The organism is Mesorhizobium sp. M1399 (assembly GCF_040317735.1).
Taxonomy (GTDB): Bacteria; Pseudomonadota; Alphaproteobacteria; order Rhizobiales; family Rhizobiaceae; genus Mesorhizobium.
Genome location: NZ_JAMYKZ010000004.1, coordinates 193,223 through 205,257 on the forward strand (window position 1 = coordinate 193,223; position 12,035 = coordinate 205,257).

General features: G+C 61.1%; 12 protein-coding genes and 2 pseudogenes. 4 read left to right on the plus strand and 10 right to left on the minus strand.

The genetic code is table 11. The features are described from left to right. Window positions 1–111: 111 nt before the first annotated feature. The 3 genes and pseudogenes from NKH05_RS08100 to NKH05_RS08110 all read right to left on the minus strand — a co-directional run. Window positions 112–2,898 (minus strand): annotated as a pseudogene (locus tag NKH05_RS08100) (type ISP restriction/modification enzyme); the annotation flags it as partial. After that, window positions 2,844–3,182, minus strand: coding sequence for a hypothetical protein (locus NKH05_RS08105; RefSeq protein WP_352856052.1), 339 nt, complete (start codon window positions 3,180–3,182; stop codon window positions 2,844–2,846). The pseudogene NKH05_RS08100 and the gene NKH05_RS08105, both read right to left, overlap by 55 nt. A gap of 104 nt (window positions 3,183–3,286) precedes the next feature. Beyond that, window positions 3,287–3,428 (minus strand): annotated as a pseudogene (locus NKH05_RS08110) (hydrogenase); the annotation flags it as partial. 82 nt (window positions 3,429–3,510) lie between these two features. On the opposite strand from NKH05_RS08110, the gene NKH05_RS08115 reads away from it, so the two are divergent. Then, window positions 3,511–3,744, plus strand: coding sequence for a hypothetical protein (locus NKH05_RS08115; protein WP_254815811.1), 234 nt, complete (start codon window positions 3,511–3,513; stop codon window positions 3,742–3,744). A gap of 10 nt (window positions 3,745–3,754) precedes the next feature. On the opposite strand, the gene NKH05_RS08120 is transcribed toward NKH05_RS08115, so the two are convergent. Beyond that, window positions 3,755–4,063 (minus strand): hypothetical protein, encoded by a 309-nt coding sequence (locus NKH05_RS08120; protein WP_036245199.1) that lies wholly within the window; start codon window positions 4,061–4,063, stop codon window positions 3,755–3,757. 74 nt (window positions 4,064–4,137) lie between these two features. Next, window positions 4,138–4,656: a metallophosphoesterase gene (locus NKH05_RS08125; protein WP_352591929.1), complete on the minus strand. Its 519-nt coding sequence runs from the start codon at window positions 4,654–4,656 to the stop codon at window positions 4,138–4,140. A gap of 254 nt (window positions 4,657–4,910) precedes the next feature. Here NKH05_RS08125 and NKH05_RS08130 point away from each other — a divergent pair, with 254 nt between their 5' ends. After that, the gene (locus NKH05_RS08130) at window positions 4,911–5,240 is read left to right on the plus strand and encodes a hypothetical protein (protein ID WP_023720476.1); all 330 of its coding nucleotides are present in this window, start codon (window positions 4,911–4,913) and stop codon (window positions 5,238–5,240) included. A 94-nt stretch (window positions 5,241–5,334) separates the two neighbouring features. After that, complete coding sequence (locus tag NKH05_RS08135) at window positions 5,335–5,883, plus strand: DNA-3-methyladenine glycosylase (protein ID WP_023720477.1); 549 nt, start codon at window positions 5,335–5,337, stop codon at window positions 5,881–5,883. 33 nt (window positions 5,884–5,916) lie between these two features. Here the strand turns inward: NKH05_RS08135 and NKH05_RS08140 are convergent, their stop codons facing one another. Further along, window positions 5,917–6,840, minus strand: a complete 924-nt coding sequence (locus NKH05_RS08140; RefSeq protein ID WP_352856054.1) for a DUF3606 domain-containing protein — start codon at window positions 6,838–6,840, stop codon at window positions 5,917–5,919. A gap of 206 nt (window positions 6,841–7,046) precedes the next feature. Between NKH05_RS08140 and NKH05_RS08145 the strand changes: the two genes are divergently transcribed. After that, window positions 7,047–7,388 (plus strand): antibiotic biosynthesis monooxygenase family protein, encoded by a 342-nt coding sequence (locus NKH05_RS08145; protein WP_352791057.1) that lies wholly within the window; start codon window positions 7,047–7,049, stop codon window positions 7,386–7,388. A gap of 31 nt (window positions 7,389–7,419) precedes the next feature. Here the strand turns inward: NKH05_RS08145 and NKH05_RS08150 are convergent, their stop codons facing one another. From NKH05_RS08150 to NKH05_RS08165, 4 genes are read right to left on the minus strand one after another with little or no spacing between them, the layout of a single operon-like run. Beyond that, window positions 7,420–8,253, minus strand: coding sequence for an SMP-30/gluconolactonase/LRE family protein (locus NKH05_RS08150; protein ID WP_352856057.1), 834 nt, complete (start codon window positions 8,251–8,253; stop codon window positions 7,420–7,422). Window positions 8,254–8,266: 13 nt separating this feature from the next. Next, window positions 8,267–10,039 (minus strand): CoA-transferase, encoded by a 1,773-nt coding sequence (locus NKH05_RS08155; protein WP_352856060.1) that lies wholly within the window; start codon window positions 10,037–10,039, stop codon window positions 8,267–8,269. After that, window positions 10,036–10,821 carry an enoyl-CoA hydratase/isomerase family protein gene (locus NKH05_RS08160; protein WP_352495077.1) on the minus strand — a complete coding sequence of 262 codons (786 nt, stop codon included), beginning with the start codon at window positions 10,819–10,821 and terminating at the stop codon, window positions 10,036–10,038. The genes NKH05_RS08155 and NKH05_RS08160 overlap by 4 nt, the downstream gene beginning before the upstream one ends. 2 nt (window positions 10,822–10,823) lie before the next feature. After that, window positions 10,824–12,029 carry a CaiB/BaiF CoA transferase family protein gene (locus NKH05_RS08165; RefSeq protein ID WP_352495078.1) on the minus strand — a complete coding sequence of 402 codons (1,206 nt, stop codon included), beginning with the start codon at window positions 12,027–12,029 and terminating at the stop codon, window positions 10,824–10,826. Window positions 12,030–12,035 lie beyond the last annotated feature (6 nt).

The window sequence follows — 12,035 nt, forward strand, 5'->3', positions numbered from 1 at the left end:
ATTGCTGCCATCATCGCGCTTCAGCGGCCCAAGCAGTGCAGCGCGCTCTCGCCCAAGAACAATGTCGATCACGTCGCGGGCGTCGCGGTTCGCATCGAGAAGGCGCGTCACCTGTTCGCCCTTGGCGACAAGTTGTTCGAAAAGATCGGGATCCTTCGGAATGGGCAGATGCGCCCAATCGGCCGAAAGTGCGCTCTTGTGTTCGGCCTGGTAAGCTGGTGCGTGAAGGATCGCGAAGCCAACGCGAAAAAGCCTGCCCACAAAGTCGCGGGCAACATCGCTATCCCTTAAAAATGTAAATCGACGGGCTGTTTCAGTTGGGCCGGTAAGCCTAAAATGCACGCCTAAAGCGCGCCAAACTGCTTCCGATAGGTTGGCATACCGTTCGGCAGAAAATCCCTCTTGAACTTCGCGCGGAAATATTGCGGATCCTCGTTCATGAACATGCCGATTTGTGAGGGTTGATGAAAAAACCGGGCGCGATTCTGATAATTTGCGCGGCTCAGGCACCGTCACAAAGAACTCGTTACCCTTGAGGTTCTTATCAAATTCAGGGCGGCTTTCGTTCAACCATTTGCCGCTAACTTCGTAGTACAAATACCTCTGATCAAACGGAAACAATAGATTTTCTACAATCTTACTCTCGGAAAAGCCTATTTTCCGTACGGAATCCCATTCTTTCTGGGCGTCATATCGTGAGTATTGTTCCGAAAAAGCCGGATGCAGACTTATTGCTTCGTCAAAATTCGACGCACCAAGGTAATGTTGAATTCGTAGAGTTAGTTCGCGTTTGTCAGTGTCGATAACTGTGCCAGACAGGCCACGGCTTGGTTCCACACCCTGATAAGATGTTGGAAAGAGCTCATCCAAAGCGGGCCATGCTTCGTAGCCACCTTCGACCATCGTTGGCGACAGACGCCAACGGTTTTCGCGTGTCGGGGTAACAAGATCATACGGTGCTGACAAATTACCCACGCCGGTAGGTAAGGCGGCTACAAGTGCGGCCCGCTTGGCGTTTGCCAAGCCCCAAAAGTCGCGGTAGTGAACCGCTGTTGCCGTTGGCTCGGTCTTGGCTTCAGCCCGTTTCACAAGCGTGATTATGGCAGTTCCCGGCTGAATGCCGCGGGCATCCATATCCGTGCTGAATGCGCTTTGGTCCGAAGTGCCAGCGCCTGACAATCCTTCCGGAATAAGTTTGCCCGTTTTGTATTTATCGCCGTTCAGATTGTCTATCCAAACATCATGGAAGTTCGACAATAGCGACTTGCGCATGATCGGGTGCGAACGCCCAGTCAGATATGACGAATTCGAAATGTAGGAGACGATACCAAATTTTCCCACTTCGCCGATGCGCTCTTCGGCCATACGGAAGAAGCGGATATACAGATCATCAAGGAGCTGTTTGCGAACACCATAGTCGAAATAAAGCGCGCTTTGCCCGCGCTGTTTCTTTTTCGGGTTGCCGAATTCGTTGCGCTTCACCTGTTTCGTTTTGGAATCGATGTCATCGATAAGTTCGATGCCCTTATAATGTGCGACTAACTCCGCTTCTTCGGCTTGTGCTGCACCTGCAAATGCGTCGTAGGGCGGATTGCCGATGACGACGATGATTTTTGCATTTCGCTTTACCTCTTGAGAGGCATCGAACTCTTCGCGCATCTCAGGGAAGGTCAATTTGACGTCGCCACTATCCCGCCAACCGGAAAGCGAATTGGTGAGAAAGATCGTCAAGCGCTTATCCGGGTCCGGCTTTGCTCCCAGGCTGTCGAGCAAGAGATAGAGTTGCAGTTGCGCGACAGCGAAAGGCGCGGTGAGGATTTCGAACCCGATCACCCGTTCATGGAAGGCGCGGGACAGTTCTAAGCCGATTGCGGATTCGTCCCCATCCGCCTTCGCTTCATCGGCAATGCACCGTGCCACTTCCAAGAGATATGCGCCGGTGCCGCAACATGGGTCCAGGACGATAACATCGGGATTGGCAAGGCCGCGTGGGAGATTGAGTTCGGTCTTCAGGATGTGGTGAACCCGACGCACTTGATAACGCACAATTTCCGGGGGCGTGTACCAAACGCCCAAATCGTCGCGAAGCTTCGGATCGAAGGCTTCCAAGAAGGGTTCATAGAAATAGGTGATCGCCGCCGCCGTTGTTTGTTCATCGATCGTCGGGAAAGTCATGCGTGCCCGAAACAACGGGCGATTAACGCGGTTCAATGTCGCGATGGCACGGGCAAGATGATCCTCAAGCCCAAGTGCCTTCAGTCTCTTCGGATGACGAATGTCGTGAAGGAGCGCATCGAGGAACGGGATCGGAAGGTAGCTGTGGGCGTCGTCGATTTCGAAGCGAGTTTTGGCGGGAACCGGACGGCCTTCAGCAATTGCCTTCAGGCGTTCTTCCTCCTTGGACTTATCCCACAGCACCCATGCGGCGAACAGCGAATAGAATGCCGTTTGCACCAATGAAGATCGGAAGAACCGATCCCCCTTTTCGTCGTCAATGTCGAATGAAAGGCCAAGCGCTTGGCGGTAGTCATCCAACAATGGTTTGACAGCTTTCAGGTCACCGGGAAGTTGGTCCTTCGCGTCGCGAGCCTGTCTCGCAAGCACCTTCGCCAAGCTGGAAGGATCGGCAAGCGGGGCATAGTCGGTGACGGACCGTTCGAAGATTTCCAACAAGTCCGCAACTGCCACGTCATCGACTTTAGCGTGTGGTCCCGCACCGGTGACGCCGGACCATACATCTATGGTCTTGATCAGCGCTCGCTTGTCGGGCGGAACGCTGCCTGTAACCGGGCGGTCATAGCCCGCGACGCATGCGAGCAAGCCGAAGCTCCGGACATTTGAAATCAACACCACACCGGTTTGCGCGAGATAGCGGCCGATTTGATCGTTCTGTTCCATCGAAACGGCGAGGTCTTCAAGCGAGCGCTTGGCCGCTTTACTTCGCCATAGACGCCGACAAACATCTTGTCGTCGCCAAGAACAAAGTCGGGCATGTCCCGTGCCTTCGCATTGGATTCCGATGTGTTTACCCGTACTTGGAACGGAAGTCGGCCTTCCTTTAGTACCGCCGTAATCAATGTCTTGATTGCGGGATAGAACGTATTCTCCGTAGAGGAGGACAGTGTGTGCAGATGTCTTGTCTCGCTGACGTATTCGAGGATGGCGCGAACAATATTCTGCATTCCTTGTCCCAAATCCCTCGAATCGCCAGTATTCTGTCCCCGATTCGAGACAGTGGCAGATTGCCAGCAACGTTGAAACAGCCAACGTCAAGAGGTATCGGCATTTAACTCCTGGACGACCTCGCCTTCGGATTCACCCCCTCAAGCAGCGCCAGCAGACCTTTCAGGATGTCTGTTCACCGGCGGCGGCGGGCAGCCTGGAATATGCAGATCCATAGGCAGTATCTCCGACACGTCGCTCATCACGCCACCTTCCACCTTAGCGATGCTCTGGAACCCAATCGGCTTCGAACGACTTGTTTGTGCGTGATCTTGAAGGGAGCGCCCCGTGCCCGCACCGCCCGAAATGGATGTCGTCCTCGAAAAGCTGCCGTTGAGGATCGGCGCCTACATACCCGACGACTTGCTGGAGGACTGGTTTGCGCCGGGAACGGGCATGAACCCGGTCAGCAAGGAGGCGCTTGCCGCTGCCAAGAATTACGGCTGGCGCTTCGAATGCGACTTCAAGCACTACCCCGACCGCAAGGAGGGCGTGTTCTGGAAGTGGGTGCCGGCGATCTGACCGGCGCTTATCAGCCTATCGGCGTCGTCACCTTGCCGGTTCCGCCGCATTCGGGGCAGGTCCGGCCGTCGATCATGCCTGACCCTGCACAGCGGCGGCAAATGTTCTCGCCAGCGCCGGGAACGCCTGCCGGAATCTCGTCCATGTTGGTTTGAGCGGCTTGCCGGGGCTTGCCCTGCAGCTTGTTTCTCAACCGGGCGACCCAGCCTTCGTCGACCTCGAGCGGCCTGCTGCTATCGTCCGGCAGGCCTTCGCCGGATTGGCCGATGGTTTCATTGCGCGGCCGGTCATTCATGCCTGTCGTGATCTTCTGAGCCATTGCCGTTGCCTTTACGCCTTGCAATTTTTCGAACGCCTCAGCTCCGCGGAGGTTCCGGTTGCGGCCAGCCGCCTTCAGCCGGGTTTTGTCCGCGCCGGCCGGCGGCCGCGGCTGGCGAGGATGGCGGGAAGCGTGACCGGACGAAAATCCCAGCTGTCGACACCGACGTCATACTGGCGCGTGACCGGGGTGAGCCGGCCGTGCGAATGGCCATGCAGGTCGATCGACCTCCGGCCGATCTGGTTCCAGGTGCGAAAAGGATAGTGGCAAAGGATCAGCAGACTGCCGTCGAGGCTCAGTTCCTTGTAATGTTGCGTGCTCGCCCAACCCGTCGCGTCAATGGTGGTCGCAGCATCGTTGTTGCCGATGATCAAGTGCTTGCTGCCATGAAGAGACGACAGCAGCGACGACACGAAGGACGCCGAGCCCTTGGCAAAATCGCCGAGGTGCCAGACCTCGTCGTCCGGGCCGACAGTCTCGTTCCAGAACGCAATGAGCGCCCGGTCATGCTCCGCCAGCGAGCCGAACGGGCGGCGGTCGATGCGCAGAATGCGCGGGTCGCTGAAATGCGTGTCGGCGGTGAAGTAGATCATGCGCGCTCGTTGGGCCTGTTGTCGAACTGCCGCGCATGTAGGCGCGTGGCGCACCAAGTCCATCTTGCTCTCCCCAATGCTTGCTCAACCCGCTCGATCGTCGGTTGTTCCTGTAAACAGGCCTGGGCGGCTTCCGCTCGTTGGAACATTAAGAAGGGGGAACTTTAAGAAGGGGGAACTTTTGAAACGTGGGAACTTTGAAATGAGACGCAGGTTAGAATGCTTGAGGCCGATGCTCTGAAAGGACCTCGACGATGACCGACGCAGCACCTGTTGGGCGAAGCCCGGCTCAAGCGCGGGGCGATATCGACGCCGGGCGCGGAGGGGATAAGACACCGGGGATCGACCCAGCCGCGGCTCCCATGGAGACGGACGCGGAATCGGCCGGCAGCGTTCCGGCAAAGGATCGGTCTGCGCCTCATGAAAAGCCGGAGTTCACCAACCAGGCGAGCTATGCCAATGCGATGCGTCCGCTGAAGGATGAGCCCGACGTCCAACCGAGTAGATATGGGCCAGTCATGGTGATTGCCGCCATCGTCGTGCTGGCCGCGGCGGTTTTCATCGGCGCAGCCCTGCTGCGCTGAATATCGCATATCCGAGAGCAGTGGCTGGACATTTCGTGTCCGGTCCAGGAACTTGCTGCCGCGCCAGGTTGAGGCGCGATCCGTCCGGTGCACTTTGACCACGAACCATCAATTCTTTGCCCGAGACGCCACCATCGTGGCGCGTGACATGATTGGCGCCACGCTGCTTTTGCACGGCGTTGGCGGCATCATCGTCGAGACCGAAGCCTATCGTCCGGATGACCCGGCTTCGCATGCTTTCGGTGGCAGGACGGTGCGCAATGGCGCAATGTTCGGCGCCCCGGGCAGCGCCTATGTCTATCGCTCCTATGGCCTGCATTGGTGCCTCAATGCCGTCTGCCTGCCCGGCAGTGCCGTGCTTATCCGCGCAATCGAACCGCAATCCGGGCTGGAGGTGATGCGGGCCAATCGCGGCCTTGACGATCCCGGGCTGCTTTGTTCGGGACCGGGTCGCCTTTGCCAGGCGCTGGCAATCGACAAATCCCATGACGGGCTGCCGCTGGACGTGCCGCCATTCGAATTCAGGCGGCCGGGCGACGCCAGCGCCATTCTTACAGGCCGCCGGATCGGCATTTCCAAGGCTGTCGATGCGGAGTGGCGGTTCGGCCTTCGTGGCTCGGATTATTTGAGCCGTAAGTTCTGACGCCTGCGGCAGCGGCAGAGCAGCTGCCTGGCATCACTCGTCGGGTTTGCCGAGATGCATAGGCGTTCTCTGTTGGCGGGCTTCCCTGGTCACCTCGTCGGCTCCGGCAGGTGAAATCCCTCGCAACGCCTTCGCGGCTTCGGTCAGGCGCCCGCGATCATTGCCGAAGCTCTTGATCAGCCGGCGGACCTGGTCGGCGGTGATGCCGTTCTGTTGGGCAAAATACTCGACTTCACGTTCATCTTCCGCGGAAACGCGATCGCGGTCGCGGAAATCTCGCTTGCTCTTATCGTCAGCCATTTTTTCCTCCTGGTGGAGCTTCGCATCAATGGCAACGTGGGCAAGCCGCTTTCGTTGCCGCGATCGGGCGGACTTTTGTGCGGCCGTGCCGACTGCCCAGGAACCATGAGGCGAGCAGCCGGTTTGGCTTGGATGCAGACCACGTTCGGCCACCAATTCATACCGATGGAGGTTACGATGACGCTCGCAAGCAAAACCACTGTAATTGCAGCCGCGCTGGCCATATTGACCGCGCCGGCATTCGGCCAGACGAGCCCGCCCGCGGCGCCGGCGCCGGATCGTGGCGCCGAACCGTCGCCCGCAGTGAACGGGCAGGATGCCATGCGCGATATGATGCGCCAGATGATGACCGAGATGCTGGAGGAGAGAATGCAAGAGGATCGCGCGCCCCGGGCGGAACGGCGCGGTCGCGACCGCTGGCATCGCGACTACAGGATGGGCCCGCCTGACCGAGGCTGGGAGACGGGTGGCCGCGGTGGCATGGGACGGGGGATGCATGGCGCGAGGATGCGAATGATGTTCGCCATAGTCGATGCCGACGGCGACGGCGCGCTTTCTCAGAGCGAAGTCCAGGATTTCGTCGGGCGGATATTCAACGCCGTCGATGAGGACGGCGACGACAGCGTCGACATGCAGGAAATCCGATCCTTCTTCCATGGAGGGGGCGCCGAGGATCAGGAGTAAGTCTCCTAGCGGTCGGCAAGGAAGCCCTATCTGGGCAGCCCACCTACGTCGACCGGGAGGATGAAAACCGCCGCTGGCAACCGGATACCGGGTTGCCCGGCAGGGAAGATGCGTTGCTTGGCTGGCCTTGCCAGGCTGAATGCCGGGTCGGAACCATTCGAGACAGCAGGAATTTGGCAATGACGGAGAAAGCTACACAGAAAACCCCCACGATCGCCCGTGTCTGGCGTGGCAGAACCTTGCCTGAGAAGGCCGACGCCTATGAAAGCTACAATTACGAGGCCGGCATCAAGCCGCTGGTCGAGAAGGCGCTGGGCGTGCAGACCTTTCGCGAGGACACGCCGACCCATTCGGAATTCGTGACGATTTCCTATTGGGAAAATGTCGAGGCGATGGCGGCGTTTACCGGTGGCGATCCGACAAAAATCCACCATCTCGAGCGGGACGAAGAGTTCCTGATCGAGCTGCCGTCGCGGGTGCAGGTGTTGCGCATCCGCTCCAGTCACGGCCGCCTGCAATAGCCCTGAGGAGCGCCGCCCTGTTCGGCCCGACCTAATAAATCGCCGTCAGGTCGATTTCGGTAATGTGCCAGCGGCCGAGATTTGAGGTGTAAAGCCTGTCGCCCTTGAAGGCGATGTTGGTGGGATGGGCGAGCGTCGTTGCCGCCGGATCCTCGACCAGCACCTCGAGCCCGCGATCTTTTCGCCAGCGATAGATACGGCTGGGCTCGTAGCATGAGATGAACAGCGAACCGTCCGGCGCGAAGGCGACGCCATCGGGGACGTTGTTCACGCCGTCCACGACGAGCTGGCGAGGTCCTGCCGTGCCGTCGGCACGGATCGGCACATAGCTGACGCAGGCCGCATGGCTTTCCACGACGTAAAGCCCATTCCCACCCGGCGCCATCGCCATGCCGTTGGCGAAGGCCATGGTCTCGCTACACCACAGGCGGCCTTCGCCGGTCTTCAACTCGTAGCGAAAAATGCCGGAGCGGCTGTCTTCGCCGAGGCTGTCGGAAACGTAGAGCCAGCCTCGTGCCTCGTCGACGATCGGATAGTTCGGCACGCGGATGCCAGCCGAGGCGAAGCGCTCCATATGACCCGTTCCGGCATTCCAGCGAAAGATCGCCGAATGCCTGAGATCGCAAGCGAAGCAGTTGTCCGCGCTATCGAAGGCGATGCCGAGCAGAAAGCCCTCCGTGCCGCCCATGTGCTCGACCGAGCTGCCATCGGCGGCGAGGCGCAGCAGGTCGCCGGTTTCGGTGCCGCACCAGATCGAGCCGTCGCGATGGATGGCCACGCCTTCCGGATGGGCGACGCGCGGGCTGGTGAAGATGCCGTCGAAGAAGACCTTCGCGGCCGACATTTCGAGCAACGGCTTTGCCATGCGCCACCCCTCTTCAGCCTGTTGCGGTATGCGACCGCTGCACGGCAATACAGCGCTCGACCATCAGCCGGTCGGCCGCCAGGATCTCGGCGATGAGCGCGCCACGCTCCTTGGCGCTGACGAATTCGAGACGGCGCAGGCCGAGCGGGTCGATCCGGTTTCGCAGGATGTCGAGCGTCTCGTTCGAGGGCAGCGGAACCTCGCGGCAATCGGCATCGAATGTCAGGGCAAAGCCGGTGACATCCTGGATCTGCTGGCGCGTCACGCCCGGCATGGTCTCGACGATAACCAATTGCCGGCTCTCCCGGTCGAGCCGAAAGATGCGAAGGTCGGTGAACACCAGCGCCGCCCCGGTCCGATAGCCCATCGGGTCGCGTTCGGCCTCTGTCAGCAAGCCGCGCGCGGAGCTGGCGATCTCGACGGTGTCGACCAGCGACTGCGGGGAGTGGCGCGGGATGTAGAGCAGATAATCGCGATGCATGTTGGCGACATCAGCCATGCCGCCCTGCCCGGGCAGCCGGATGAGGCTGCCGTCGCGCTTGCGCAGCGCAATGGTGTTGACGCGCCCGCGTCGGTCGACCTGCGCGGCACCGACGATCTCATGCGTCACGGCGCCGGCCTGATAATAGGTCGAATAGGTGTCGTCGCCGCCGGCATGGGCCACCGCCGTCCCGCAATCGAGGCTTTCGATCAGCGACAGGATCATCGGGCTCGGCGCTATGTCGAGATGGCCGCAACTCATCGTCGCGATGATCATGTCCGGCGCGTGCGTCGCCTTGGCCAGCCGGTAGGCGACATTGGCCAGCGGCGACACGGCGCCGGCGCTGGCAAAGCTGTCATTGTCGAGCTCGGCGGCGATGCGGGCAGCAATGATCTGGTCGATGGATGCTTTCTTTTCGCCGTGCACGAGCCCGGGCATTGCGAGGACTGTTTCAGCGCGGACTTTCGCAGCGTCTTGAACCCGCTCCGGCACACCCTCCGAAGGCACGCTCAGGCTGTCCGCCAAAGGTATCTCCTTGGCCGCCGCTGCCGCCAAGGCTTGATAATCCGTCACATAGAATGGCAGGCAGGAGGCGGGATAGGCGCCGCCTGGCGCCAGCGCTATGGCCGACACCTGGTTGCGGGTCAAAATGCTTTGGCGGCCGTCATGGCGCAGCGCTCCGACAGGGACGATCTCCTCGACCGTGACCAGCACCTGGCGCGCCGCGCCGGCCATGGCGAAGTCCAGCGCCCGTGGTCCGATGATCTGGACATTGCCGCTCTGGTCGGCACGCTGAGCATGGACGACGAACGTATCGAGCCGCAAGGCCGGGATGACCCCGGTCGTGATTCCGTCGACCGGATCGGGCGCGGCGATCGCGCCGGGCACGCGAGCCAGCATATCCGAACCCTGCGGAAGCTGAAACGGCATTGACGGCAGGTTCTGCTGCGCTGCCCGCAACGCCTGGATCATGGCCAGCGCGGTCCAGTCGCGAATCGGCACGGCATTCGTCTCGGCAGCCGCGCGGAAGCGGGGCGGCAGGCCGAAAATATCGAGGCTGGAAAAGCAGAGGTCGATTTCCGCCACGGCATTCGCTTCGAGAAGCAGCTCGAGCGGCAGGCCGCCGGCCCAGCAGACGTAGCGCAAATCCCGTACGCCCAACCGCGCGATGGCGCGCAGCAGGGCGATCGGCAGCCGGGCAAAATGATGGCCGCCGACGCCGAAGACGTCGCCGCCGCCAACCATCGCGGCCAGCCCCTCGACATCGGTGAAGCGCGGCCGGTTCGGCTTGATCAGAGACGTCATTTCGCAGCCTTGGCCCGTGCCGCGCTCTTTTCAGCGAACGCCTTGACGCGGCGCTGGCCGATCTCGCTGCGGTAGAGACCACCCAGGACATCGCGTTCCATGGCAAGACCGTCGGCCAGATCGCCCGACACGGCATGCGCTGTCAGCCCTTTCAGCCCGTCGATCGCTGCGGCCGGTTCGGCGGCGATCATCTCGGCGAGTTCCAGCGCCCGCGGCATCAGCCTTTCGGCATCGACGATCTCGTTGACCAGACCGGCGCCGACGAACTCGGAAGCCGGCACGATGGCGCCGGTCATCAGCAGCAGATTGGCGCGGTTGCGGCCGAGCTTCTGGACGCTGCGCTGGGTGCCGCCGCCGCCGGGCACCAGCCCGAGCTTGATCTCGGGCAGGCCGAGCTTCGCGAACTGGTTGGCGATGACGATGTCGCAGCACAGCACCAGCTCCATGCCGCCGCCGAGCGCAAAGCCGTTGACCGCCGCGATGACCGGCTGGCGGTTGTTCTCGACCGCCGCATACATGCGTGTGCCCGCCATCTGGAAGGCGTCGAACTCGGCAGCTGTCTGGGCGGCGTATTCCTTGATGTCGGCGCCGGCCATAAAGCCGCGCCCCTCGCCGGTCACCACGATCGCGCCGATACCGTCATCCTGCGACAGCGCCTCGAAAACCTCGGTGATCTCGCTTTGCATCAGCCGGTTCATGGCGTTGAGCTGATCGGCGCGCCGGAAGGTGACGACCGCGACGCGCCCGGATATTTCCAAGGTGAGTGTCTGGTAACCGCTCATCGTCAGGCAGCATCCACGGTCATGTCGCCGGACGCCTCAAGCGCTGCAATCTCATCGCTGGAGAGGCCGAACTCGGCCAGTATCTCGCGGCCATGCTGGCCGACCAGCGGCGCCGGCCGTTCTATGGTAGCCGGCGTCTCGCTCATCTTGACCGCCGGCGCGACCACCCTGACCTTGCCGCCGCGCGGATGATCGTAGCTGGTGATCATGCCCAGGTGCTTCACCTGCGGGTCTTCGGCTGCGCGGCGGATGTCTTTCACCTCGGCACACCAGATGTCGGCCGCCAGCAGCCGCGCCAGCAGATCCTGCGTGGCAAACTTCCTGGTTTCGGCGTTGACCTTGTCGAACACCTCGTCGCGCTTGTCGAACAGCGTCTTCAGATCGTCGTAAACAGCAAGCTGCGGCGCCTCTAGCACCTCGTACAGCGCCTTGAACGGGCTCATGGCGATCGACACATAGCCGCCGTCGTTCGCTTCGTAGATACCGAACGGCGCCTGCATGCCGGGGTGGCCGATGCCTGAATTCGGGCGCACGAAATCCTCGCCGAGATTGAGCACGGCGACATATTCTTGGTTGAGATGCGCCAGCATGCCGGCCAGCAGATTGACCTCGATCTTCTGGCCCTTGCCGGTCTTCTCGCGATAGTAGAGCGCCGACAGGATGCCGTAGACCATGTTCATGGCACCGATCTGGTCGGCGAGGCCGGCGCCGGCCGGAACAGGAGCCTGATCGCCGCGGCCGGTGTTGGAAATCAGCCCGGACAGTCCCTGGATCAGCATGTCCTGGCCGGGGCGCTCGACATAGGGGCCTTCCTCGCCATAGCCGGAGCCCGAGCAATAGATAATGGCGGGATTGACCGCCCTGAAATCCTCGTAGCCATAGCCGAGCCTGGCGAGCACGCCGGGGCGGAAATTCTGCACCACCACATCGGCCTTCTTCGCCATGTCCATGATGATGGCATGCACCTTGCGGCTCTTCAGATTGAGCGCGATGGAGCGCTTGTTGCGGTTCCAGGCGAGGAAATTCGGGCTTTCGGAGCCGCCGACCCATTTGGCGAAGAAGGTCATGCCGCGGAACATGTCGCCGGCGCCGGCACGCTCGATCTTGATGACGTCGGCGCCCATGTCGCCGAGCAGCTGCGTGGCGAACGGCCCTTGCAGCAGATGGCTGAAATCGAGAATGCGGACGCCTTCGAGGGCCTTGTTCATTTTTGT